At 73.2% G+C, this 25,616-nt stretch carries 15 protein-coding genes; 8 read left to right on the top strand and 7 right to left on the bottom strand.

Going from position 1 to position 25,616, the window contains the following annotated elements; genetic code table 11:
* The first annotated feature begins 35 nt into the window (after positions 1–35).
* The 5 genes from AB0I21_RS28770 to AB0I21_RS28750 all read left to right on the top strand — a co-directional run bounded on the left by AB0I21_RS28770 (position 36) and on the right by AB0I21_RS28750 (position 5,869).
* Positions 36–1,049: a LacI family DNA-binding transcriptional regulator gene (locus tag AB0I21_RS28770; RefSeq protein WP_360565785.1), complete on the top strand. Its 1,014-nt coding sequence runs from the start codon at positions 36–38 to the stop codon at positions 1,047–1,049.
* A gap of 51 nt (positions 1,050–1,100) precedes the next feature.
* A complete protein-coding gene (locus tag AB0I21_RS28765; RefSeq protein WP_360565783.1) occupies positions 1,101–2,639 on the top strand; it encodes a glycoside hydrolase family 13 protein in 1,539 nt (512 codons plus the stop codon).
* A gap of 54 nt (positions 2,640–2,693) precedes the next feature.
* A complete protein-coding gene (locus AB0I21_RS28760; RefSeq protein WP_360565781.1) occupies positions 2,694–3,635 on the top strand; it encodes a hypothetical protein in 942 nt (313 codons plus the stop codon).
* A gap of 4 nt (positions 3,636–3,639) precedes the next feature.
* Positions 3,640–5,244 (top strand): insulinase family protein, encoded by a 1,605-nt coding sequence (locus tag AB0I21_RS28755; RefSeq protein WP_360565779.1) that lies wholly within the window; start codon positions 3,640–3,642, stop codon positions 5,242–5,244.
* Between the two features lie 100 nt (positions 5,245–5,344).
* Complete coding sequence (locus tag AB0I21_RS28750) at positions 5,345–5,869, top strand: hypothetical protein (protein ID WP_360565777.1); 525 nt, start codon at positions 5,345–5,347, stop codon at positions 5,867–5,869.
* Between the two features lie 43 nt (positions 5,870–5,912).
* On the opposite strand, the gene AB0I21_RS28745 is transcribed toward AB0I21_RS28750, so the two are convergent.
* The gene (locus AB0I21_RS28745; protein ID WP_360565776.1) at positions 5,913–8,012 is read right to left on the bottom strand and encodes a carbohydrate-binding module family 20 domain-containing protein; all 2,100 of its coding nucleotides are present in this window, start codon (positions 8,010–8,012) and stop codon (positions 5,913–5,915) included.
* Between the two features lie 34 nt (positions 8,013–8,046).
* The gene (locus AB0I21_RS28740) at positions 8,047–10,989 is read right to left on the bottom strand and encodes a carbohydrate binding domain-containing protein (protein ID WP_360565774.1); all 2,943 of its coding nucleotides are present in this window, start codon (positions 10,987–10,989) and stop codon (positions 8,047–8,049) included.
* A 286-nt stretch (positions 10,990–11,275) separates the two neighbouring features.
* Between AB0I21_RS28740 and AB0I21_RS28735 the strand changes: the two genes are divergently transcribed.
* A complete protein-coding gene (locus AB0I21_RS28735; RefSeq protein ID WP_360565772.1) occupies positions 11,276–13,330 on the top strand; it encodes a carbohydrate-binding module family 20 domain-containing protein in 2,055 nt (684 codons plus the stop codon).
* A gap of 194 nt (positions 13,331–13,524) precedes the next feature.
* Positions 13,525–16,842, top strand: coding sequence for a family 16 glycoside hydrolase (locus tag AB0I21_RS28730; RefSeq protein ID WP_360565770.1), 3,318 nt, complete (start codon positions 13,525–13,527; stop codon positions 16,840–16,842).
* Between the two features lie 3 nt (positions 16,843–16,845).
* Here the strand turns inward: AB0I21_RS28730 and AB0I21_RS28725 are convergent, their stop codons facing one another.
* The 3 genes from AB0I21_RS28725 to AB0I21_RS28715 are packed head-to-tail and all read right to left on the bottom strand — an operon-like array spanning position 16,846 to position 23,638.
* The gene (locus tag AB0I21_RS28725; RefSeq protein WP_360565768.1) at positions 16,846–21,306 is read right to left on the bottom strand and encodes a hypothetical protein; all 4,461 of its coding nucleotides are present in this window, start codon (positions 21,304–21,306) and stop codon (positions 16,846–16,848) included.
* Positions 21,307–21,332: 26 nt separating this feature from the next.
* Positions 21,333–22,109 (bottom strand): hypothetical protein, encoded by a 777-nt coding sequence (locus tag AB0I21_RS28720; protein ID WP_360565766.1) that lies wholly within the window; start codon positions 22,107–22,109, stop codon positions 21,333–21,335.
* The gene (locus tag AB0I21_RS28715; RefSeq protein ID WP_360565765.1) at positions 22,106–23,638 is read right to left on the bottom strand and encodes a hypothetical protein; all 1,533 of its coding nucleotides are present in this window, start codon (positions 23,636–23,638) and stop codon (positions 22,106–22,108) included. Before AB0I21_RS28715 ends, AB0I21_RS28720 begins: the two co-directional genes overlap by 4 nt.
* 122 nt (positions 23,639–23,760) lie before the next feature.
* On the opposite strand from AB0I21_RS28715, the gene AB0I21_RS28710 reads away from it, so the two are divergent.
* Positions 23,761–24,057 (top strand): hypothetical protein, encoded by a 297-nt coding sequence (locus AB0I21_RS28710; protein ID WP_344504134.1) that lies wholly within the window; start codon positions 23,761–23,763, stop codon positions 24,055–24,057.
* Here AB0I21_RS28710 and AB0I21_RS28705 read toward each other — a convergent pair.
* Positions 24,054–25,094 (bottom strand): hypothetical protein, encoded by a 1,041-nt coding sequence (locus tag AB0I21_RS28705; RefSeq protein WP_360565763.1) that lies wholly within the window; start codon positions 25,092–25,094, stop codon positions 24,054–24,056. The genes AB0I21_RS28710 and AB0I21_RS28705 overlap by 4 nt on opposite strands.
* Positions 25,094–25,606, bottom strand: a complete 513-nt coding sequence (locus AB0I21_RS28700) for a SigE family RNA polymerase sigma factor (protein WP_360565761.1) — start codon at positions 25,604–25,606, stop codon at positions 25,094–25,096. Before AB0I21_RS28700 ends, AB0I21_RS28705 begins: the two co-directional genes overlap by 1 nt.
* Positions 25,607–25,616: the final 10 nt, after the last annotated feature.

Here is a 25,616-nt window from a genome sequence, read left to right as displayed (position 1 = left end):
TCACAAACACCGGTTCGATGCTTTACAGTCGGCCTATGTCCACCGAGCCACCCCGTGCCCGGCTCGCTGACATCGCCCGGCAGGCGGAGGTCAGCGAGGCGACGGTGTCCCGCGTGCTCAACAACCGCGCCGGCGTCAGCGCGGACACGCGGCAGGCCGTCCTCACCGCGCTCGACGTGCTCGGCTACGAGCGCCCGGAGCGGTTGCGCAAGCGCAGCGCGGGCCTCGTCGGGCTGGTCACGCCCGAGCTGGAGAACCCCATCTTCCCGCTCTTCGCCCAGATCATCGAGTCCTCGCTCGCCCAGCACGGCTTCACGCCCGTGCTGTGCACGCAGACCCCGGGCGGCGTGACCGAGGACGAGTACGTCGAGATGCTGCTGGACCGGTCCGTCGCCGGGATCATCTTCATCTCCGGCCTGCATGCCGACACCACCGCAGACCACGACCGCTACCGCAAGCTGATCGACCGGCCCCTGCCGATCGTGATGATCACCGGGCACGTCGCGGGCCTCGACGCGCCCTGCATCTCCTGCGACGACCGGCTCGCCAGCCAGACGGCGGTCGACCACCTCGCATCGCTCGGCCACACCCGCATCGGCCTCATCTCGGGCCCCGACCGGTTCTCCCCGGTGCAGCGCAAGCTCACCGGATACCGCACGGCGATGCAGCGCCACGGACTCGACGAGATGGTCGAGCTGTCCCTCTTCGGCGTCGAGGGCGGCGCCGCGGCCGCCGACCGGCTCATCGCGCGCGGCGCGACCGGCCTCGTCTGCGGCTCGGACCTCATGGCGCTCGGCGCGATCCGCGCCGCCCGCGCCCGCGGCCTGTCGGTGCCGAAGGACGTGTCCGTCGTCGGCTACGACGACTCGCTGCTCATCGCCTTCACCGACCCGCCGCTGACGACCCTGCGGCAGCCGGTCCGGGCGATGTCCAACGCCGCCGTGCGCGCCCTCGTCGACACCATCAACGGGCAGCCGACCCCGCACTCGGAGTTCCTCTTCAACCCGGAGCTCGTGGTCCGCGGCTCGACGGGCATCGTCGCCCGCTAGTTCGCTCCGCTCCCCCCCTCTTTCGCCTTTCATCGCAAGGGACCCTTCACCGTGCCTTCTTCCGACGTGCCTTCCAACTGGTGGCGCACCGCCGTCATCTACGAGATCTACGTCCGCAGCTTCGCCGACGGCAACGGCGACGGCGAGGGCGACCTCATCGGGCTGCGGGAGCGCCTGCCGTACCTGCGCGACCTCGGCGTCGACGCGATCTGGCTGACGCCGTTCTACCGCTCGCCGATGGTCGACGGCGGCTACGACGTCGCCGACTACCGCGACGTGGACCCGCTCTTCGGCTCCCTGGCGGACTTCGACGCGATGCTCGCCGCGGCGCACGCCCTGGACATCCGCGTCATCGTCGACATCGTGCCCAACCACACGTCGTCGCAGCACCCGTGGTTCACCTCGGCGCTCGCCGCCGGACCCGGGTCGCTGGAGCGCGACCGGTACATCTTCCGGCCGTCCGCCTCGTCGTCGCCGGAGGAGCCCCCGAACGACTGGGAGTCCATCTTCGGCGGCCGGGCCTGGACCCGCACCGCCGACGGCGAGTGGTACCTGCACCTGTTCGACCCCGGCCAGCCCGACCTCAACTGGGACAACGCCGACGTCCGCGCGGAGTTCGAGTCGGTACTGCGGTTCTGGCTGGACCGCGGCGTCGACGGCTTCCGCATCGACGTCGCCCACGGCATGGTGAAGGCGGCCGGCCTGCCGTCCGTGGGGCACCCGCAGCAGATCGGGCTGCTCGGCCGGGAGCCGCTGCCGTACTTCGACCAGGACGGCGTCCACGAGATCTACCGCGCCTGGCGGAAGATCCTCGACTCCTACCCCGGCGACCGGATGGCCGTCGCCGAGGCGTGGGCGTCCACCCCGCTGCGGCTGGCCCGCTACGTCGCCCCCGACGAGCTGCACCAGGCCTTCAACTTCGACTTCCTCGCCGCGCCGTGGTCCGCCGCGCAGCTGCGCGCCACGATCGACGCCTGCATCGAGGCCGCGGACAGCGTCGGCGCCCCCACCACGTGGGTCCTGTCCAACCACGACAAGGCCCGCCACGTGACCCGCTTCGGCTCGCCCGGCATCGCCCGCGCCGCGGCGCTGCTCATGCTGGCCCTGCCGGGCGCGGCCTACCTGTACCAGGGCGAGGAGCTCGGCCTGCCGGAGGTCCTGGACCTGCCCGACGACGCCCGCCAGGACCCCGTGTGGCACCGCTCCGGCGGCACCGACCCCGGCCGCGACGGCTGCCGCGTCCCGCTGCCGTGGGACGCTTCCCTGCCGGCGTACGGCTTCTCGACGACCGGCCGCTCGTGGCTGCCGCAGCCCGACTGGGCGTCCCTGGCCGCCTCGTCGCAGCAGGGCGTGCCGTCGTCGTTCCTGGAGCTGTACCGCACGGCCCTGCGCCTGCGCCGCACCTTCACCGGCCCGCTGACCTGGCACGACTCCCCCGCCGACGTATTGGACCTCAGCCGCGGCGGCGTCCGCTGCGTGGTCAACCTGTCCGGCGCCGCCGTCGCGGTCCCGGCGGGCTCCGTCGTCCTGTCCAGCGGCGACCTGCCGGACGGGACGCTGCCGCCCGACACGGCGGTCTGGCTGCGGTAGAACCGTCCCCTCAGGGGGCATCCGGGGCACGGCGGGTCGCATATGCTGCCCGCCGTGCCGTTTCACATGCCGGTGCCGGAGAGCCAGCCGGTCGACCTCTTCACCGAGCTGCGCCGTCTCGCCACCGACGCCGGCCGGGGTGACTGGCCCGCCGTGGCGGCGTTCCTCGGCGGGCTGCGGTCGCTCGACGACCTCGCGGTGGCGTGCGGCCAGATCGAGGACAAGCTCGACGACCAGGTCCTCGAGCGGGTGCCGTACGGCGACCCGGCCTGGGCGCTGGCACACACGATCCTCGGGGTCCGCACCGTGCTGCGCGGGTGGAAGATCCGCGGGACCGGCTGGGCCCGCAGCGTCACGCGGCAGCAGTGGGCGGGCTTCCACGAGCACCTCAACCGGGCCGAGCAGATCCTCATCGAGGTCACCGCGCGCGAGCCGCGGGCCGGCTACGCGTGGCTGGAGCGGATGATCATCTGCCGGGGCATCTCGCTCGGCCACGACGAGGCCCGCCGGCGCTACGACCGGCTGAGCGCGCACCACCCGTTCGCGTACATCGCCGGATACCACCTCGTGCAGCAGCTGCAGCCGAAGTGGGGCGGCTCGTGGGAGAAGGTGTCCGAGTTCGGCGCCGAGCTGCTGCGCACCGCCCCGGCCGGGTCGCTCGGGCTGCTGACGGTCCTCGCCGGGCACATGGAACGGTTCCATGCCTGCGACTCCGACGCCGAGGGCACCGCGCTCCTGCGCGCCCCGGCCGTCGTCGCGCAGATCCACCAGGTCGCCGACCAGACCGTCCGGCACCCCGCGTTCCAGGGCGGCTACCGGTTCCACACCGCGCACGACTACTTCGCGATGCTGTTCTCCCTCATCGGCGACCACGCCGCCGCGGCGCCGCACTTCCGGGCCCTGGCCGGGCGGCGCACCCCGCTGTGGGCGTCGTACTTCGACAACCCCGGGACCGCGTACGCCAACCTCCGTGACCGCGCGCTGGCGAGAGGCTGATCCCGTGCTGCACCGCACCGACGTCGACGGCGTCCCGACGCTGCTCGCGCCGAGCTCCGGCCCGATGACCGCCGGGCTGACCTTCCGGGTCGGCCTGGCCGACGAGGGCGCCGCCCGCATCGGCATCACGCACCTCGTCGAGCATCTCGCGCTGCACCGGCACGGCGTCGCCGACTACCACTACAACGGCGCCACCGGCAGCGTCGTCACGCACTTCCACATGCAGGGCAGCGAGCGCGACATCGTCACGTACCTGGAGATGGTCTGCGACTCCCTCGCCGACCTGCCGGTGCAGCGGCTGGAGACCGAGAAGGCGATCCTGCGCACCGAGGCGGCCGGGCGCGGCGGCGTCAACCGGATGCTGCCGATGTGGCGGTACGGCGCCCAGCACTACGGCCTGGTCAGCTACCCCGAGTGGGGCATCGACCGGCTCGGCCCCGACGACGTGCGGGCCTGGGCGAACGCCTGGTTCACCCAGGCGAACGCCGTGCTGTGGATCTCCGGCGACCGGATCCCGCCGGGCCTGCGGCTGCGCCTGCCGGCCGGGACGCTCCGCCCGGTGCCGGTCGCCACGACGATCCTGCCGGCGACACCGGCGTACTTCACCGGCGCCGGCGGCGGCGTCGTCTTCGACGGCGTCATGCGCCGGCACGTGGCCGGTTCGTTGTTCGCCCTGATGCTGGAGCGGGAGCTGTTCCGGTCGCTGCGGCAGGAGAGCGGCCTGTCCTACGCGGCGAGCGCCTCCTACGACCCCCGCGGCGACGGCATGGCGGTGGTCACCGCGTTCGCCGACGCGCTGCCGGAGAAGCAGGGCGCGGTCGTCGGCGGTTTCGTCGACGTCCTCGCCGGGTTCCGGGTCGGCCGGATCACCCAGACCGACCTCGACGCGGTCCGCGCGAAACGCGACGAGGCGCTGCGCCACCCCGACGCGCCCGCCGGCCGGCTGCCGGGCCTGGCCGCCGACCTGCTCACCGGCGCGCGGCTGCGCACCCTCGACCAGCTGCGCGGCCAGCTGTACGCCGTGACCCTCGCCGACGTGCACGACGCCGCCCTGCAGGTCCTCGGCTCGGGGCTGCTGCAGGTGCCGCCGGGCAGCCGCGCCGACTGGGCCGGGTTCGCTGCGGCGCCGACGACGTCCACGGACGCGGTCCCCGGGCACACGTACCGGGCGCTCGACGGCTCCGGCGCCTCGCTCGTCCTCGGCGCCGACGGGGTCAGCATCGTCGAGGGCGAGTGCCGGGCGACGGTCCGCTACCGCTCGTGCGCGGTGGTGCACGCGTGGCCGGACGGCGCGCGGCAGCTGATCGGCCTGGACGGGATCGCGGTGCTGGTCGAGCCGGCGCTGTTCGCCGCGCCCGCGGACACCACCGCCCGCATCGACCGGTCCGTGGACCCGTCGATCGTCCTGCCCATGCCGGCCCGCAACCCGGACGACATCCCCCGCCCGTCGCCGGCACCCGCCACCGGCACGTTCCCGCCGTCCACCGGCACGTTCCCGGCCCCCACCGGCGGGCACCCGCCGGCGACCGGCGTCATCCCGCGGACCATCACGATGCTCCCGCCCGATGGGGTGCTCCCGCCCGCGACCGGCAGATTCTCGCCGGCGTGATGCTGGTCCGGCTGCTCCGCTCCCGGCGCTGAGGCCCGGACCGGGGCGGCGGCCCGGCACGACGTCCGGGCCGGGTCGCCGGATCTGGAAGAATCGGCCCATGTGGGAAGCACCGTTCCTGTCGCTCCGCAAGGCGTGCGCGGTCACCGTCCTGGCCTGCGTGACCGGCGGGGTCCTGCTGGGCGTCGCCGGGCGCTTCTCGGCGGCTGACGAGCGGATCCGCACGGCGCCGCTGTGCACCGCGGAACAGGCCTTCACGCCGGCGCGGTGCCGGTTCACGTTCGACGGCACGGTCACCGACGCGACCGGCTCCCGCGCCGGTCTCGACGTCTGGGGGCGGCACTACACGGTGGACGCCATGATCAAGGGCTCACCCGAGGCCCACGTCGGCAAGGCGGTGCGGGTGACGATGTACCGCGGCGAGCCCGTGCGTGTCGAGGGCCCGTCGCTGGTGTTCGACGTCGATGGCACGCCCGCGAGCCGGGCGGACTCCTGGCGCGACTACGGCTACATCCTCCTGCTCGCCGGCGTGTTCGGCGGCGGCGGCAACGTGGTCGTCGCCCTGCTCACCCGCCCCCGGAAGACCAGGTCCAAGAGCGCCGGCCAACCTGGGACGCAGGCCTGAGCCCGGGCCCGCTGAACGGCGGACCCGGGCTGCGGCGAGGTGACTACTTCCAGGTGGCGTTGACGGTCTGGTTGGCGGTGCCCGTGTTCAGGGTGCGGTTGGCGCCGCTCTCCCAGGTGACGTTGCCGGAGCCGTCCTTCTTGATGAACTTGTACTCCACCGCCGTGTTGGACGGCAGCGTGACGGTGCCGGACCAGACCGGGTAGTTCGCGGAGGACAGGGCGATCGCGTTCGCCGTGTTCCACGAGCCCAGCGCGGGGATCGAGCCGACCACGTACACGTTCTGGCCGAGGACGGTGGTGACGGTCGCGTTGAAGGTGACCGCCGGGTTCGTCGCCGTGGAGCCGTTCCAGGTGGTGTTGACCGTGCCCGTGCCGTTCGCGGGCACGGTGTACGTGTGGTTGCCGCCCGGCTCCCAGGTGACGGCGCCGGCGCTGGTCTTGGTGATGAACTTGTACTCGACCGCGGCGCCCGCCGGGAGCGTCACGGTCTTCGTCCAGGCGGAGCCCGCGGCGGTCATGGGGATGGCGTTGGCGGTGTTCCAGGAGCCGAGCTCCGCGACGGAGCCGACCAGGTAGACGGGGTTGCCCGTGGGCGCGCCGGTCACCGTGAAGGCGACGCCCGCCGGCACCGGCGACGAGGTGGACGGCGTCGGCGACGGGGTGCCGCCGGTGACGCGGGCGTTGACGTGCAGCGCCACGGCGTCCTTGGCGTTCGCGCCGACCGTGGCCTGGCCGGAGCCGTTGACGGTCACCGTCGGGCCGCTGCACGTGCCGGAGGAGGCGGTGTAGTCGCCGTGGATGACGTCGCAGTAGACGCCCGCCGGCAGGCCGGTGCTGAAGGTGCGGGACGCGACCGACCCGCCGCCGTTGTTGATGAGCGTCCAGCCGAGCGCGCCGCGGGAGAAGGCGATCGCGTTGGAGCCGTCGCTCCACCAGTTGCCGACGGTGGTGCTGGCCTTGGTGGCGTTGTGGAAGCCGACCATGTTGCGCACGGAACGCTGCCGGTGCTGGCACTCCCAGCCGGTGCCGCAGGTGACGGCGGTGACGTAACCGCTCGAGGAAGCGGGCGGGGACGCGTCGTTGTTGGTGAAGCTGAACGAGCTCATCACGTTCGGGGTGCCGTAGTTCCACGCCAGCATGAAGACCGTGGCGAGGGTGTCGGTGCTGCCGTTCTTGTAGCTGAGGGTGGAGCCGTTGCGTTCGGTGTCGTGGTTGGACACGAACGCGGTCGCCTTGTCCGACGGGCGCAGGCCCCAGCTGGTCCCGAACGTCTGCAGGTTCGCGATGCTGCCGGTGAACTGGTTCTTCAGGTTGGTGGCGTAGTTGAACTCCAGGACCCCGCCGATGCCCTCGTAGGCGGCCATCGACAGGTTGCCGCTGCCGCCGGGCATGACCTCCTGCGCCCAGTACACGTTCTGGTTCGTCAGCTTGCCCTTGATCGCGGCGAGGTCGGCCTGCGCCATGTGCTTGGCCGCGTCGATGCGGAACCCGTCGACGCCGACGCTGATCAGGTCGTTGAGGTAGCCGGCGATCTTCGTGCGGACGTAGTCGGTCTCGGTGGCGAGGTCGGAGAGGCCGACGAGCTGGCAGTTCCAGACCTCGGTAGGAGCGTTCCAGTCGTGGATCTGGTTGTCCGACTGGGGGCAGGCGCCCGGGTTGTGGTGGAAGTCGTTGTACCCGTATCCGGCGCTCGGGTAGCTGTAGTTGTTGGTGAACGACGCCGGCCCGTACGCGGTCGTCGAGGACTGGTTGGCGCCGGTCATGTGGTTGATGACGGCGTCGACGTACACCTTGACACCCGCGGCGTGGCAGGCGTTGACCATCGCCGTGAACTGGGCCCGGGTGCCCATGCGGCTGTTGAGGTCGTAGGCGGCCGGCTGGTAGATGTCCCACCACGGGTGGCCGGCCACGCTGATCGAGTCCTCCGGCGGCGCGACCTGCACGGCGCCGTAGCCGGCGGGGCCGAGGACGTTGGTGCACTCGGTGGCGATGGACGTCCACGGCCACAGCCACAGGTTGGCGATGACGTCGTCGGAGGCGACGGACGCGTCGGCCTCACGGTCGGCGGACAGCAGCGGGTAGGCGAGCGCGCCGGTCATGGCGAGCGCGACCGCGCCGATACTCAGCAGTCGTTTCTTCACGAACGAACTCCAATGCGGGGATGCGGCAGGGGTGTCAGCGGAGGTATGGGCCGGCGGTGCCGACCTTGCCCGGCGCGGGGTTGCCGGGCAGCGACAGCACGTAGACGCGCATGGCGCCCTTGGCGGTCACGGTGGCGGTGAGGGTGCCGCCGGTGACGGTCTGCACGTCACCGGTGACGGCGTCGGTGTAGGTGCCGTTGGGGATGCCGGTGAACGTGGCGGTGCTGGAGATGGCGACGAGGACGAAGCTGTCCACGCTGCCGGCGGTGTAGCGGCGCTTGTACGCGATGCCGCCGGAGACGCCCGCGGTGGAGTACTGCCCCATCTGCAGTGCCGGCACCGCGCGGCGGATCTGGTTGAGTCGCTGGACGTGCTGCACGAGCGGCTTGCTCAGCGTCGTGGCGACCGGGCCGCTGGCGCTGGCGACGGTGCCGTAGCCGGAGGCGACGACCGTGCCCTCCACATAGGACCCGAAGTAGGCCCGGCCGGTGTTCGCCAGGGGGCACGTCGGGCCGCAGTCGATCTGCTTGCCGGCCTGGAACTCGACCTCCGAGCCGTAGTAGAGGACCGGGACGCCGCGGAACGTCCACATGAGATCCATGTTCTCGGCCCACGCGTCCGTCCCGCCGGCGTAGCGGGTGCTGGACTTGTTGGGGCCGTAGTCGTGCGAATCCACGTACACGGCGTTGTACGTGGCGTCGTTGACGCTGTCGTCGGAGTCCTTGCCGTTGTTGAAGGCGTTGGCGGCGTCACCGAAGTTCATGTGCATCCGCATGTCGATGATGTTCATGCCGGAGAACTGGCTGTGGTCCGGCGCGTGGTAGAGGTTGCCGTTCAGGAACGCGTTCGTCGACGTCGGCTGGTTGCCGGTGCCCTGCAGGTTCTCGTAGTTGAACTGCTCCAGGGCCGCGGTCGCGTCGTCCGCGCTGTAGGTGCGCCGCTCCTTCCACGTGTAGAACTGCGCGGAGTGGTTGACGGAGCCGCGGTTCCACTTGTCGTTGACGAACGCGGCGACCTCGCCGAAGACGTAGAAGTCGTTCGCCTTCGCGGCACCGTACTTCTGGACCAGGTGCTGCTGGAGGGCCGGCAGGAAGCGCCGGTTCCAGGTGACCCGCGGGATGTGCACGGCCGTGTCGATGCGGAACCCGTCGACGCCCATGTCGATGTAGGAGTTGTACGCGTCGATGAGGTACTGCTGCACGACCGGGTTCTCGGTGTTGAGGTCGGCGAGGTCGTCGTGCAGCCAGCAGGAGCGGGCGTCCTCACCTTCCCAGTTGCCGATCCAGCACTGGTGGTACAGGTCGGCGGGGAACATCTTCGCCGTCGGGCTCGGCCACTGGCAGTGGTGGTTGGCGTAGCCTTCGGGGCTGAACGTGCCGTTGGTCTGCCCGTAGTTCGGGCAGGTGTTGCCCGCCGGCGCGGTGGTGGACCACAGGTCGCCGTTGTAGGCGCGGCCGAGCGCGTTCTCCTCCAGCGGGTTGTACGTCTTGCCGGGGACCTTCTCGCTGTACATCCAGTCCCACTGCCCGTCCCGGGCGCCCCACACGGTCGGCACGTACAGGCCCTTGGCGCCCCAGCGGGAGCTGTGGTTGTAGACCACGTCCTGGTAGATCTTCAGGCCCTTGGCGTGCGCGGCGTCGATGAGGTTCTGGTAGCTGGCGCCGGGCGACTCGAGGCGCGGGTCGACGCGGAAGAAGTCCCAGCCGTGGTAGCCGTGGTAGTCGTAGTCGGACCGGTTGAGCACGACCGGGGTGATCCAGATCGCGGAGAAGCCGAGGCCCTTGATGTAGTCGAGCTTGTCGACGAGGCCCTTGAAGTCGCCGCGGAACATCGGGTCGTTGTTGGCCGCGTTGCCCGACTTCACGTGCTGGCTGCCGCCCCTGTCGTTGGAGGCGTCCCCGTCGTAGAAGCGGGCGGTGAGCACGAAGTAGATGCTCTCCTTGCGCGGGTCGCCGCCGAGCATGGAGCCGCCGGCGGGCAGCGGCGGCGCGTCGCCGGTCGTGACGGTGACGGTGCTGGACGCGCCGGAGAGGTTGCCGGCCGCGTCGACGGCCTTCACGGTGTACGAGTAGCCGGTCCTCGGCGCGAGCCCGCCGTCGATGTACCCGTTGGTGGCGGTGGTGAGCACGGTCCCGCCGGGGTTGCGGGTCACCTGGTAGCCGGTGACACCGCGGTCGTCGGTGGAGGCGGTCCAGGCGAGCGTGACCGTGACGTGGTCGGCGGTCGCGGTGACGCCGCCGGGGACGCTCGGCGGGGTCGTGTCGGGCGGGACGGCCGCGCACGGGTCGGTCGCGCCGCCGGTGACGACCCCGCCGGCGACCTTCGACGTGCCGGCGTCGATGCGGTAGTTGGCGCCGTTGTTGTTGTCCCACGTGCCGGAGCCGTTGTTGAACACCGCCTGCATGCCGGTGGCGGCGCCCAGCGCGACGGTCTTCTTCACCCAGCCGGCGCAGGCGGCCTCGTTCATCGCGACGCCCGGCACCGCGGTCCACGCCTCGCCGTTCGGGGCGTAGTGGATGTTCACCACCGGCCAGTTCCGGCCGGCGGTGGAGTAGAAGACGGTGGCGGTGTTGCCGGTCGGCGGCGGGGTCGTCGGCGTCGGCTGGCCGCCGCACGGGTTGCCGGTGCCCGCGACGCCGCCGGCCACCGTGACGTCGCCGGTGCCGAGGGCGTAGTTGCGGCCCGAGTTGTTGTCCCAGGTGCCGGCGCCGTTGTTGAACACGACCTGCAGGCCGTTGGCGGACCCGAGGTCGATGGTCTTGCTGTACCAGCCGGTGCAGGCCGGCGTCATCGGCACGCCCGGCACGGCCGTCCACGCGCCGCCGTTGGGCGCGTAGTGGATGTTGATGGTGGTCCAGGCGGCGGTGGGCTTGTAGTAGACGGTGACGGTGGTGCCCGCGGCGGCGAGGGCGGGGACGACGAGGAGGGACGCCAGCAGCGTCAGGACGGCGAGCAACAGGGCTCTTCTTCGGGACACGGGGTGCTCCTTGCGTGCATCGATGCGGCGGCGGACCGACCGACGTGACAGCCTGGCGGGGCATGGCGGCGCGTGGAGGAAGACTGATCTGGCCGATTGACACATGTCAAGCTTCTTGCAAAAATCACCAACTCCTCACCGGACAGATCCGGGCTGAGCTGCTGAAACGTCGACGCCATCTTGCAAAGATCAACAGGTCTTTACCGGCGCGTTACGGGAAGCTAGCATCAGGGCGCTCTTGCAAGACCTTGCAACTCCTGCAAGTCGCCTACAGTGGAGCGTATTCGTGAAGCGTCCCCTCATGCTCGCGGCGGTCCTCGCCCTGACCGCCGTCGGGCTCAGTGCCCCACCCGCGGCGGCGTCCCCGGACCGCGGCGACGTCACCGCACACCTCTTCCAATGGCCGTGGCGCGACGTCGCCCACGAGTGCCGCACCACCCTCGGCCCGGCCGGCTACGCCGCCGTGCAGGTCACCCCGCCCCAGGAGCACGTCGAGTTACCCGCACAGGGGTATCCGTGGTGGCAGGCGTATCAGCCGGTCAGCTACAAGCTCGACAGCCGCTACGGCAACCCCCGCGAGTTCGCCGGCATGGTCGAGGCCTGCCACCGCGCCGGCGTGAAGGTGTACGTCGACGCGGTCATCAACCACATGTCGGGCCAGACCGCCGGCGGCGTGGGCAGCGGCGGCACCCAGTTCGGCAAGTACGACTACCCCGGCCTGTACGACAGCACGGACTTCCACCACTGCGGCCGCAACGGCGACGACTGGATCCGCGACTGGAACGACGCGTGGGAGATCCAGCACTGCGAGCTGCTCGGCCTGTCCGACCTCGCGACCGAGCAGGAGGACGTGCGCGCCGACATCGCCGGCTACCTCAACGGCCTGCTGCGCCTCGGCGTCGACGGCTTCCGCATCGACGCCGCCAAGCACGTCCCGGCGGCCGACCTCGCCGCCATCAAGGCCAAGCTGAAGCGGCCCGCGTACCTCTACCAGGAGGTCCTCGGCAACGCCCCGATCCCGAAGTCCGACTACCTGCCGGTCGGCGACGTCATCGAGGACGCGTACGGCCAGCAGATCAGCCGCGTCGTGAAGTCCGGCAAGCTCAGCTGGCTCGACCAGTTCGGCGAGGCGTGGGGCTTCTCCCCGTCCGCCTCCGCCGTCGTCTACGTCGACAGCCACGACACCGAGCGCGACCAGAGCGGCGCGACCCTCACGTACAAGGACGGGCCGCTCTTCGCGCTCGGCAACGCCTTCTCCCTCGCGTGGCCCTACGGGCACCCGCTCGTGCTGTCCAGCTACGGGTTCACCAGCACCGACGCCGGGCCGCCGGGATCGTCGGCCGCCGGCGACCTGGGCGCCGTGCGCTGCGGCGGGGTCACCAGCGGCCCCGGCGGCTGGCTCTGCCAGCAACGGGACACCGCGACCACCGGCCTCGTCGGCTTCCGCAACGCCGCCGGCACCGCGCCGGTCAGCCGCTGGTGGAGCGACGGCGACAACGCGATCGCCTTCGCCCGCGAGGGCCGCGGCTACATCGTGCTCAACCGGGAGAGCACCGCCGTCACCCGCACGTTCGACACGGGGCTGCCGGCCGGCGTCTACTGCGACGTCACCCGCGGCACCGTGCGCGGCGACCGGTGCACGGGCCCGACCGTCACCATCGGCAAGGGCGGCGCGCTGACCACGACGGTGCCCGGCCTGAGCACCCTCGCGATCGACGTGCGGCACCGCGTCTCCCGGACCGTCGCGGCCCCCGCGGCGGCGGTGTCGTTCTCCGCGTACGCGGTGCTCGCCCCGGGCGAGCGCCTCGTGCTCGTCGGCAACGCCCCCGCCCTCGGCGCCTGGAACCCCGCGAACGGCGTGCGGCTGTCCTCCAGCGGCTATCCACAGTGGACCGCGCGGGTCCAGGTCCCGGCCGGCACCGCGCTGGAGTACAAGTACGTGAAGCTCGCCGCCGACGGCACGGTCACCTGGGAGAGCCGCCCCAACCGCACGGAGACCGTGCCCGCCGACGGCTGGCTGTCCACCTCGGACGGCTGGGAGGCCGGCGCCACCGTCCAGGGCGACGTGACGCTGCACGTCGCCGAGGAGCCGGGGCAGCAACTGTTCCTCGTCGGCGCCGCGCCGTCCATCGGCTCGTGGAACCCGGCGAACGCCGTGCCGCTGACGAAGGCGGCGGACGCGACGTGGACCGGCCAAGTGACCCTGCCGGGCTCGGCGGTCGTCGAGTACAAGTACATCCGCAAGGACGCCGCCGGCACCGTCACCTGGGAGAGCGACCCGAACCGTACGGTCGCCACCCCGTCGGGCGGCAGCATCGCCCTGAACGACACCTGGCGCTGACCGGCAGCACTTTCGATCCCATCGACAGAAGTCATGGACATTCGAGCAAAAGTCTTCTAGCGTGGCTGACACATCGAGGGCCGTCACCGAAAGGTGGCGGCTCGCGGTGCCCGTGTCGCCCTTCGGCGAGCGCGCGGGAGTTCTCAGGGCGGTGCACCGTGCCGCCGGACAACTCCTACCCTCTGGAGCGCTCGATGAGGAGAACCGTCCTCGGCGCGGCGGCCGCCGTCCTGATCGCGGGCCTGCTGCCCGCGACGCAGGCCCGCGCCGCCGTCCCGCCGCAGGAACCCGGCGTCACGCTGCGCGTCTTCGACGTGCAGACGCCGCTGAGCTCGATCTGCACCCTCAAGACCGGGCAGACGCCGAACATCGACAAGCTCATGCCGACGGTCGACTGGAGCACGGCCGCCGACTTCGGTCTCGAGGACCTGTTCCAGGCGCAGGTGACGGGCAACGTCAACGTCACCGCCGCCGGGTCGTACATCTTCCGGCTCACCAGCGACGACGGCTCCCGGCTGCTGGTCGACGGCGCGACCGTCATCAACCACGACGGGCTGCACGGGGCGACGGCCATGGACGGCACCGTCACCCTCAGCACCGGCTACCACGCGATCCGGATCGACTACTTCGAGCGGACCGGCGGGCAGCAGCTAACCCTCGAGTGGCGGCCGCCGGGCGCGACCGGGTTCACGGTCGTGCCGAACTCGGCGCTGAGCACCGACGCCGGGGTCGTGCGGGTGACCGCGCCCGGGCGCAAGGAGTGCGAGGGGGCCGCCGACAGCCCCGGCGACGGGCTGCCGCTGAACGCCGTGCATCCCGGGTACACCTTGACCGACCTCCGCCCGAACGGCTTCCAGCCGCAGGTGAGCGCCATGGACTGGCTGCCCGACGGGCGGCTGGCGATCACGACCTGGGGTGGCAGCAACACCACCGTCGGCGAGGTCTACCTGCTCAGCGGCGTCACCGGCGCCACGTCGCCCGCACAGGTGACCTACACCAGGATCGCGACCGGCCTGCGGGAGCCGATGGGCATCAAGTACGTCGACGGCAAGCTGTACGTGTCGCAGAAGCACGAGCTGACCGAGCTCAACGACACCGACGGCGACGGCCAGATCGACCAGTACCGCACCGTCGCGACGTGGCCGTTCGACGGCAACTTCCACGAGTTCGCGTTCGGGCTGCTGTACAAGGACGGCTACTTCTACCTGAACCTGTCGGTGTCCATCAACCAGGGCGGCGCGACCACCGACCCGCAGGGCTCACCGAACCGCGGCACCAGCCTGAAGATCAACCGCAGCACGGGCGCGGTGCAGTACGTCGCCGGCGGCCTGCGCACCCCCGACGGCATCGGCTGGGGCCCGGAGGGCGACATCTTCGTCACCGACAACCAGGGCGGCTGGCTGCCGGCCTCGAAGCTGGTGCGCATCAAGCAGGACCGGTTCTTCGGCCACTACACCAACCCCGACGGGCCGTTCGACGGCCAGCCGGTGACCGCCCCGGTGCTGTGGCTGCCGCAGAACGAGATCGCCAACTCCCCGAGCACCCCGCTGCTGCTGTCCAGCGGCCCGTTCGCCGGCCAGCTGCTGTTCGGCGACGTCACCTACGGCGGCATCCAGCGGGCGTACCTGGAGAAGGTCAACGGCGAATACCAGGGCGCGGTCTTCCGGCTCACGCAGGGCCTGGAGATGGGCGTGCTGCGGCTCAGCCAGGGCCCCGACGGCGCGCTGTACGCCGGCGGTCTCGGCGCCGGCGGCAACTGGGGCCAGGACGGCAAGCTCACCTACGGCCTGCAGAAGCTCACCCCGAACGGCGCTTCGGCGTTCGAGATCAAGGCGATGCGGGCGGTCGCCGGCGGGTTCGAGCTGGAGTACACGCAGCCGGTGTCCACCGCGACCGCCGCCCAGCTCGCCGCCCGCTACGTCGCGAAGCAGTGGCGGTATGTGCCGACGCCCGCCTACGGCGGCCCGAAGGTCGACGAGGAGACGCTGCCGGTCACGTCCGCGACGCTGTCCGCGGACCGGCTCAAGGTGACGCTGCAGCTGGCGAACCTCAAGCCCGGCCGGGTCGTGTACCTGCGCTCGCCGCGCCCCTTCACCTCCACCACCGGGGCGTCGCTGTGGAGCACCGAGGCGTGGTACACGCTGAACAGCCTCGTCGACGGCACCCTGGCGCAACCGGGCCGGCTCGAGGCGGAGCACGCCGGCCTGAGCGGCAGCGCGCACGTCGCGACCGACCACAGTGGATACACCGGGTCTGGTTTCGTCGCCGGCTACGGTACGGCCGGCGCGGCGACCACGTTCAGCGTCACGACGCAGACGGCCGGCGCGTACGACGTCAACCTGCGCTACAGCAACGGCCCCAACCCGTCGCCGGGGACGAAGACGGTGAGCCTCTACGTCAACGGCGCGAAGGTCCGCCAGGTCAGCCTCGCCAGCACCGGCGACTGGGAGACGTGGGCCAACGCGGTGGACCGGGTGACGCTGCGGACCGGCGGCAACACCATCGCGTACAAGGTGGACGGCGGCGACATCGGCCACGTGAACCTCGACAGCCTCACCGTCGGCCTGCCGCCCGGCGACCGCACCGGCACCATCACCGGCGCCGACGGCCGGTGCGTCGACGTCAGCAACGCCGACACCGCCAACGGCACCAAGGTCCAGCTGTGGGGCTGCAACGGCACGACCGCGCAGAGCTGGACCCGCACCGGCGACACCCTGCGCGCCCTCGGCAGGTGCCTGGACGTCTCCGGCGGCAACACCGCGGCCGGCACCCCGGTGCAGCTGTGGAACTGCAACGGCAGCGGCGCCCAGGTGTGGCAGGCCCAGCCCGACGGCGCGCTGCTCAACCCGCAGTCGGGCCGGTTCCTCAACGCCGGCGGCGCCGCGCTGCAGATCGGCGACGCGCGGCAGGTGTGGACGCACAACGGGGTCAGCCGGGTGCAGCTGTTCGACGGCGGCAACCTCAACGCGTTCGCCGCGTCCGATGGCAGCGCGGCGACCTGGCCCGTGTCCGGCGGGTCGGTGGAGGTGCTCGGCGGTGACCTGCGCACCAAGCAGACCTTCGGCGACTTCAAGCTGCACGTGGAGTTCTGGCTGCCGAACCTGCCGCCCGAGGTGACCGGCCAGGCCCGCGGCAACAGCGGCATCTACCTGCAGGACCGCTACGAGCTGCAGGTGCTCGACACGTACGGCAAGGCCACCCTCGCCACCAACGAGTGCGGCGCGATCTACCTGAAACGGGCACCGGACAGCAACCCGGCGACGGCGCCGGAGACGTGGCAGACCTACGACGTCACGTTCCGCGCCGCCCGCTGGAACGGCGCGACGAAGACGGAGAACGCCCGCGTCACCGTCGTGTGGAACGGCGTCGTCGTCCACAACGACGTGGCGATCGACGGCCCGACCGGCAACGGGGCCGCCGAGTCCGCGGCCGCGCTGCCGATCCGCCTGCAGGACCACAACGACCCCGGCGCCAACGTCCGCTACCGCAACATCTGGATCGAGCCCGCGTAGGGCTTACAGGAGCGTCTCCTGGTGCGGGAACGTGAGCCGGGCGGTGGTGATCCCCTCGATCACCTGGTCGTCGTTCAGCTCGCGTTCCTGCACCTGGGCGTAGTTGCGGCCGCGGTGGTGGGTGTTGCGCATCCGGACCACGTTGGGGAAGCGGCCGACGGCGCGCATGTCGCCGAGGCCGGACAGGAAGACGAGCTGGATGCCGTTCGCGGCGGCGACCCGGCGCTGCAGGTCCAGGAACGCGACGTAGTTCGCCGTGCCGAGCGGGTTGTCCATCGGCAGCACGCCCAGGCCGGGCACGTCGCCGCCGCGGTTGGCGGCGCGCAGGCGGGCGAGCATGCAGAACAGCAGCAGGCTGATCGTGACCTTCTCCCCGCCGGACCACTTGCTCATCAGCTCGACCGGCTGGCGGTCCTCGCCCAGCTCGGTCGACGGCTTCAGCACGCGGGCGGTGAAGTTGCCGCGGCCGACGACGGCGGTGGTCGCCTCCCACACCAGCGTCAGCCCGTCGGGGATGTTCTCCTGGCGGGCGACGAGCCGCTCCACGAGGCGCTCGACCCGGCTGCGCAGCGTCGCGTCGGTGGTGTCCACAGTGGAGCGTGGGCCGACGTCGAGGAAGCGGCGGTTGCGCAGGTGGTCGGCGAGACCGGGCGGCAGCTGCGCGTGGTGCTGGGCGCGCTGCAGCGTCTTGAGCCCCTCGCGGACCTCGGCGCACAGCGCGGTCACCACGAGGTGCTTGTCCTTGTCGACGGCCTCGAGCTCGCCGGCGAGCGCGTGCCGGTAGGTGCGCAGCTCCCCCGCCAGCTCCGGCGGCAGGTCGGCGGTGCGCTCGCCGCGGAACCGGTCCCGCACCTCGGCGGTGACGGCGGCGAAGCGCTCCTCGCCGGCCCAGCGGTCGACGCGGTGCACCTCGGCGGCGAGCTGGTTGCGGGCGGCGGTGACCGCCTTCTCGGCCGCCTGCAGCGCCCGCCGCGCGGCGCGTCCCGCCTCCCGCGCCGCGTCGACGTCGCCGTCGAACTCCTGCGCGGCGACGGGGTCGTGCTCGCCGAGGTCGGCCTCCAGGTCCCCGGCGAGCCCCTGGAAGTCGGCGGCACGGCGGTGCTGCGCCTCGGCCGCCCGCACGGCCGCCGCCTGCCGTTCGCGGGCCGCCCGCACGGTCTCACCGGCGGCGTCGAGGTGCTCCTGCAGGTTCTGCGGCGTCGGTACGGCCGGCGACAGCTCCTCCGGCGCCGGGCGGCTCGCGCCGCGGTCGGCGAGGTCCCGGCGGGCGGCGTCGCGCTCGGCCTCCGCCCGGGTCGCGGCCGCCCGCGCCGCGAAGTGCTCCTGCTCCGCCAGCTCGGTGTCGCGGGCGACGAGCGCCGGGTCGGCGGCCTCGGGCGTGGCGGCGAGCCGGGCGGCGGTCTCGTGCTCCTCGGCGCTGAACTGCCGCGCCTGCCGGTCGAGCGCGTCGAGCCGCCGGCCGATCTCGCTGATCGTGGCCTCGAGGGCGTCGCCGGACGAACGGCGCGTGTACGCCTCGTCGGCCGCCTGGTACGCGCTCATCGCCGCCGCGAGGCTCACCGGCCTTCCGATGCCTGCCGCCGCGCCGGCGCCTTCGCGGGCCGGCCCGGCGCCGGCCGCCGGCTCGGCGACCCGGCGGAGCTCGTCCATCCGGGCGCGGTGGCCCCTGGCGGTGCTCCGGTGCTGTTCGGCGTCCGAGGTGCAGCGGGCGGCGACGGTGGCGTGCCCGCGCTCCTGCTCCTCCGCCTGCTCCAGCTGCCCCTCCAGGTCGGTCCGGGCGGCGGGCAGCCCGCGCAGCTCGTCGCGCTGCCGGTCGGCCTCGGGCGCCCGGCGGGCCAGGTCCTGCAGCACACCGAGTCGGGTGGCCAGGATCCGGCGCCGCTCGGCGAGCAGCTGCTGGGCCTGGCGCAGCCGGCCGGCGCGGGCGTCCAGCTCCCCGCGGGCGCCGTCCAGCTCGACCGCCCGGCCCCGGGCACCGCGCAGCAGGTCGCCGATCCGCTGGTGCTCGGCGTCGAGGTGCTCGCGATGCCCCGGCGGGCACCGGTCGGCGAGCTGGCGCAGCTGGTCCTTGAGCCGCAGGTCGTGGTCGCGGGCGTCGAGCAGCTCCTGGACCCGCTCGCCCCGGTCCCGGCGGCTCTCGGCCCGGCGGTCCGCCTCCCGTGCCGCCGCGGTCCGGTCGTACATGGCGGGCGCCGGCTCCAGGACGAACCCCGGCCCCGGCTCCCCCGGCTCCCCCATGGCGGCGTCGAGGTGCGCGGTGGTGGAGACCTGGACGGCGCTGGTGGGGAAGAGCCGGGCGGCGTGCAGGGCCGCGCGGGCCCGGCCGAGGTCGGCCTCGTCGTGCAGGAGGAGGCCGCCGACGAGGTGCGGGACCCGGTCGACGAGCGTGGCCCAGCGGTCCTGCGGGACCCGGTCGGCGAGGTGGTGCCAGCCGGTGCTGGCGGGGATCCGCTCGGCGGCCAGGACGTCGGCGGCGCGGGCCAGGTCGAGGGCGGCGGGCAGCAGCCCGCGCGGCGAGGCGAGCGCCTGCACGGCCCGGTCGTCCTCGGCGTCGGCGACGGCGAGCTGGATGCGCTGCCGGTCGGCGCCGACGATCGCCTCCGACAGCTGGTCGACCAGGAGCCGCTGCTCGCCGACGGGGTCGACGGTGTCGCGTTCGGTGAGCGCGGTGAGCCGCGGATCCGTGGCCAGGGCGTCGATCTCGGCGAGCAGCGGCGTGCGGACGCTGTCGAGCGTGGCCAGCTGCCGGGTCAGCTCGGTGACGGCGGCGTGCACCGAAGCGCGTTCCCGCTCGTGCGTGGCCCGGTCCGCGTCGAGCCGCTCCGCCTCCGCCGGCAGCTCCTCCGCCAGCCGCCGCGCCGCCTCCTCGTCGGCGGCACGGGCCGCGGCCAGCGCCGCCCCCAGCCGCTCGACGGTCCCCGCCGCTTCCGCGTCCTCCTCGGCGGCACCGACGTGCCCGGCGACGCCGAGGTGGCCGGCGGTGACCGGGTCCGCGGCGGCGGGGTCGGCGGCGGTCGGGTCGGTGGCCGTGGTGAGGTGGCCGGCGGTGGCGGCGGCGCGCACGTCGTGGTCGAAGGCGGCGAGGTACTGCTCGATCGCGCGCTGCCGGCCGGTGAGGCCGCCCAGTTCGGCGCGGAGGCCGTCGGCGAGGGCTCGGGACTTCGCCTGCTGCTCGGCGGCGTCGGCGGCCTGGGTGGTGAGCGTCGCCACGGTGTCGTCGAGCTCCGCGCACGCGTCACGCAGGGCCGACAGGTACCCGGCGGCGGCCTCCGACCTGGCCTGCCGCAGCGGGGCGGCGCCCGCCTCCGCCTCCCGCTGCCGGCCCCGGGCGGCGGTCAGGCGGGAGGTGAGCTGGTCGCGGTCGACGAGGAGCGGGACGAGCTGCCAGGCACGGTGCACCCGGCGCCGGGCGAAGACGGTGGCGGCGGCGTCCTCGACGGCGGCGCGGGCGTCGGCGTGCCGGCGGGACGCGGCCTGCCACTGCTCCTCGCGCAGCAGCACGTCGAGGGTCGCCGCCCTGGTCTCCGCGTCGGTGGCGGCGAGCGCGGCGGCGCCGGCCACGGCCTCGTGCTCGCCGGCGGCGGCAGCCGCGAGCGCGGCGGCGCCGGTGAACGACGCGGCGAGGCGCACCGCCGCCTGCCGGGTGGCGGCGGCCTCGGTGGTGGCGGTGGTGACGGCGGCGCGGGACCGGTCGAGGACGTCGAGCAGGTCGACGGCCTCGTCGCAGAAGGCGACCTCGGCGCGCAGGCGCGGCTGGCGGGCGAGCCGTTCGCGGGTGCCGCGCAGGATCGTGGCGACCTTCGTCGCCGAGGTGGGCTCGGTGACGAGGCTCAGCAGGTACTGCACGAAGTCGTCGGACGTCCTGAACTTGAAGTGGTGCTCGATCCCGCCCTCGGAGGCGTTGATCCGCAGGATGGCGGTGAACAGGCCCGGGTCGAGGCCGCGGTCGTGCAGCGCCTGCGCCCACCGGTCCTGCTTGGTGGTGACGACGGCCTCGGCGCCGGCCGGCAGCGCCTCCACGGCCCGCACGAACTCCTTGAGGTCGGCGGTCGCGAACGGCAGGGACTCGATCTCGACCTCGGGCGTGAAGGCGTACCAGGTCTGCTTCAGCCGGTCGTGCCCGGCGTTGGGGTCGGCGGGCTGGACGCGGTCGGTCCACTCGTAGACGGCGCCGGTGACGAGCCGCCGGCCGGTCGGGTCGGTCCATTCGACGACGACGTGGCCGGTGTCGGCGCCGAGGACGCAGTCCTCCAGGTGCCGGCCGGTCGTGGCGGTAGCGAGGAAGTCCCGCCGGTCGGGCCGGATCAGGGCGCAGATGAGGGCGATCAGCGTCGACTTGCCGCCACCGTTGCGCATCCACAGGATGGTGTCCAGCGGCGTGCCGTCCTTGCCGGTCAGGTCGAGCCACACGTCGCGGAAGCGCGCCGCAGGTGAGCCCACCCGGTCGAGGTACACCCGCCGCATCTGCCACAGTCTCGCCGGCGCCGCCATCACACACCCTCCACAGTGGACCCACCGGAAGCCTTGACCGCGCCGGAGTCGGCCGCGGCGGTCGCGGTGCGGCGCACCGAGCGCAGCGCCTCCAGGGCCTCGCCGCCGGCCACGTCCGCGACGAGCAGCCGGAAGCGGTCGGTCAGCTGAAACGAGCCGGCGCCCATCTGCGGCACCTGCCGCGCGGCGCCCCGCTCGACGAGCCAGCCCAGGACCTCGAGGACCGCGAACTGCGTGCACCCCCGCGCCGGCCCCGGCAGCCGGTCCTTCGGCTTGAACGCGGCGGTCCGCCGGTACACCTCGGCCGCCCTGCGGGCCTGCCCGTCGACGGTGTCGGGGTCGCCGGGCAGGGCGAGGACCCGGTCGGCGGCGTCGCGGACGAACCGGTCCAGCGCCGCGACCTCCACGATCTTCACGTCGGTGGTGTCGAGGTCGACGTCGTGCGGGAACGCGTACGCGGCGATGCCCAGCACGACGAGGCCGGCGATGAGCTTGTCGTCGGCGCTCATGCTGCCGCCGCGCAGGTCGGCCATGCGCAGCGCGAACACGCTGCCCGGCTGGGTGCTCAGGACCAGGCCGGTGCGGGCGGGCGCGCCGAGCACGACGAGGCCGAGGCCCCCGGCGACGGTGTCGACCGCGTCGCGGAAGGCGGTGTTGGTGCGGTACCGCTCCAGCAGCTGACCGTAGGTGTTGCCGTCGGTGGGCCGGGCGCCGGTGCGCAGGCCGAACGCGACGAGCTCGGCCGCCGACCACACGTCCTCGATCGGGACCGTCACGGGTCCAGGCCTCCTTCGTAGCGCACCAGCAGGTCGTCGCCCCAGGCGAGGGGATGGTCGAGGCGGTCGCCGGAGCGCTCCGCGGACAGCGCCTCGGTGAGGGCCGTGAGGTCGGACTTGGCGTCGGGGTCCCCGACGTCGGGCGCGTAGGACCACAGCGCGGTCAGCAGCACCAGCTCCCGCAGGTCGTCGCCGCCGGCGGCGATCCCGGTGGCCTCGGTGGCCTCGGTGGCACTGCCCAGCAGCACCGACAGCGGGACCGGCTCGGCCGCGGCGCGGCGCAGGATGCGGGTGGCCTCGGCGACGACCGCGGGCGGGTAGGCCTGCAGGTCGACGCCCTCGACGTCGCCGGGCGTCTCGGTCTCCTGGTCGGCGGGTTCGGCCGCGCGGGGCGGGGCGAGCAGCATGTCGACGAGCCCGTCGAGGTGCAGCAGCCGCGGCACGCGCAGGCCGAGCACCCGGTCCCCGAACGTCTCGGCCACGACCCGGGCCTGCTCCGCCGGCGCGTCGAGCACGGGGTGGAACAGCTCCGGCTCGATGTTGAGCAGCCGCAGGTGGACCCGGCGGGCGAAGACCTGGCTCAGCTGGGCCTGCAGGAACACGCCCCGCGCGCCGGCGACCCGCTCCGCGAGGTCCAGGTGCACCCGGCGGATGCGGCGCAGGGTCTCCACGAGGTCGCCGGACGCCTGCCGCACTGCGCTGTCGGTCTCGGTGTCGATGCCCGCCGCGACGTGGTTGAGGACCTCGGCGTCGGCGGCGATGCGGGCCTCGACGTGCTCGCGGGCCCGCGCGAGGCGGTGCGGCACATCGGTGATCCAGTCGAACGCGCGCACGTCGCGGCGGGTCGCGTCGAGCACGTCGGCGAGGGACGCGGACATGGCCACCGACACGCGCTCGGCCTGCGTGGCGGTGCGGGCGGCGGCCTCGAAGCGCCGGTCCCGCAGCTGGCGCTGCAGCACGACGGAGAACGCGGCCTCGGCGTCGTCGACGTCCAGGTCGAGGCCGTTGAGATACAGCATGACCGCCTGGTGGGAGGCGAGCACGACCGCGCCGTCGGGGCCGTCCTGCAGCTGCAGGAGCTTGAACGCGTACTCCTCGCGGCGCGGTGGGAAGGCGTGCGCGTCGACGAACGAGTAGACGAACGCGCCCTGGTTGTCGGCGTCGTTGAGCAGGCCTTTCACGACCCAGCGGGCGGCGTCCTGGTGGTCGCCGGCCGCGCCGCCGGGGTGCATGACGGCGGCGAGCTCGGCGGTCGACTCGATCAGCTCGGCGAGGGTGATCTGCCTGGCGAACCCCATCGACGCGACCGCGATGTCGACCGCGGCGAGCGCGAGCTGGCGCAGGTCGTAGGCCTGGTGGACGCTGGCGTGGGCCGCGTTGCGGACGAGCCGGGCGACCGGGTCGGTGAGGATCAGCGCCCGCCAGCGGGCCCGCATCGACGCGTCGGCGGCCGGTGACCGGACCTCGGGCTGGTCGGAGCTGGTGACCGGGCCGCTGTCGAAGAGGTCCGGCTGCCACTCCTGCACCACGCGGTCCCGCTCCTCCCCTGTGCGCTGTCGCCGCTCTTTTGCCGCGGTCCGCAACACTATCGGCGGATTCGAGCGGCGGCCAACTCACCGGCCCCGCACGTCGGGGGGATACCCTGCTCGGTGTGCTCGTCGTGCTGTTCGTCGCCGTGGCGTACGCGGTACTGATCGCCCTCCACGCGTGGATGATCCGGCACCACCGTCTCGAGGGCGCGTACGAGCCGCGGGCGGCCAGGTGGCTCGCCGCCCGCTTCGGCCCGCTCCCCCCGCCCCGCCCGGCCGGCCCCGTCCTGGCCCGCCGCGAGGCGAAGGCGTTCGACCGGCTGCTGACCGGTGACCTGGACCCGGCCGCGTACCGCGACCTGATGGCGCTGCTGGCGGCCCAGGACGCCGTCGAGCGGCCGCTGCGGGTGCCCCGCTAGCCCGGCGGTCCGATGCTGATCGCGGTGCCCGGCTCGGCGCCGGGCACGTCGAGCGTGGCGGTGACGGTGCCGTCGGGGGTCACCACGAGCACCTTGCCGTCCCGCACGGCGAGCAGCACGTCGGCGGTCACCCACACCGCGGGTCCCGGGAAGGGCACGCTCTGCCCGGTGGTGGTGTCGAAGCGCCGCCAGCCCGCCGACGCCCCGGGCACCGAGGGGCCGGCCACGACGTACCGGCCGCCCGGCGACCACGAGAACGGGCCGGACGGCATCGCCGGCACCTGCGCGAAGCTTCCCGCCTCGCCGGTCGTGGCGTCGAAGTACTGGAGGTGGTCGACACGTTCCTCCGCCTCGCCGCCGGAGCGGTCGGCGATGGGCAGCGTGACGCCGCCGCCGTCGCGCGTCCAGGTGAAGGTGCACTCGCTGCAGTCGTACCGGTCGTGGTCGATCCAGTGCCTGCGCACCTCACCGGTCCCGGCGTCGATGACGGCGAACCCGACCTTGAACGGCTCCTTCTGGCTGATCCCGCCGACGAGGCGGTCACCGACCGCGTTCCAGCTGTAGTCGCCGACGAAGCCGGCGGTGTCGACGGTGACCGGGTTCGTGCCGCGGACGTCGCTGATCCGTACCCGCTCAGGGGCGACGACCGTGAGGACCCGCTTGCCGGCCGGCGCCGGCCACACCACCCCCGACGTGGAGACGAGCTCGCCGGTCGCCCGGTCGAGCACCCGGTCGCCGATCTTGGTCACGACCCAGCCACCGGGAAGCCCAGACCCCCACGCGAGTGTCGCCGCCGGGGACGCCGTCACCGACGCGGCCGGCACCACGGGCGCCGCGCCGTCCCGGTGCGGCAGGGCCAGCCACGGCACGGCGACGGCGGCGACCGCCACGGCCGCGGCGGCGCCGACGGCCAGGCGGCGGGTCCTGCGGATGCGCCGGCCCTTGGCCATGCTGCGGGCGGCGAGGCCGGCACCGGGGGCGTGGACCTCGCCGGCCATCTCGTCGATCGTCTCGTGGAGCAGCCGCTCGAAGCTCATCAGTGCCGCCCTCCCACTTCCACCCAGTCGAGCTGCGGCACGAGCTCGCGCAGTTTCGCCAGGCCGCGGGACGCCTGGCTGGCGACCGTGCCCACCCGGCAGGACAGGATCTCGGCGGTCTCCTCGACGCTCATGTCCTCGAAGTACCGCAGGATCAGCACCGCCCGCTGCCGGGGCGGCAGCGCCCGCAGGGCGTCGCGCAGCAGCAGCCGCAGCGCGGTGTCGGAGTCGACCTGCCGGGTGCCGGCGCGGTCCGGCGGCTCGGCGACCGTCACCTCCGCCTGCCGGCGCCGGCTGCGCCACCCCGACGCGAACTCGTTGTAGATCATCCGCCGGAGGTACGGCTCAGGCTCGTCGATGCGCCGCCACCGGGCGAACGCCTTCGCCAGGGCGTTCTGCACGAGGTCCTCGGCGGCGTGCCGGTCCCCGGTCAGCGCGTACGCCGTCTTCAGCAGCGCGTGCGCGCGCTGCTCGACGAAGGCCGAGAACTCGGCCTCCTCGGGTGTCTCCACGACGTGGCAC

Origin of the sequence: Dactylosporangium sp. NPDC050588 (assembly GCF_040654975.1) — a bacterium.
In the GTDB taxonomy this organism is placed as follows: Bacteria; Actinomycetota; Actinomycetes; order Mycobacteriales; family Micromonosporaceae; genus Dactylosporangium; species Dactylosporangium maewongense.
This window is presented reverse-complemented; position numbering and strand designations above follow the sequence as displayed.

Coding starts and splice junctions, on each gene's coding strand:
- AB0I21_RS28730 (WP_360565770.1), top strand. CDS start 13,525: ATGAGGAGAACCGTCCTCGGCGCGGCGGCCGCCGTCCTGATCGCGGGC.
- AB0I21_RS28770 (WP_360565785.1), top strand. CDS start 36: ATGTCCACCGAGCCACCCCGTGCCCGGCTCGCTGACATCGCCCGGCAG.
- AB0I21_RS28750 (WP_360565777.1), top strand. CDS start 5,345: ATGTGGGAAGCACCGTTCCTGTCGCTCCGCAAGGCGTGCGCGGTCACC.
- AB0I21_RS28725 (WP_360565768.1), bottom strand. CDS start 21,306: ATGCGGCGGGTGTACCTCGACCGGGTGGGCTCACCTGCGGCGCGCTTC.
- AB0I21_RS28705 (WP_360565763.1), bottom strand. CDS start 25,094: ATGAGCTTCGAGCGGCTGCTCCACGAGACGATCGACGAGATGGCCGGC.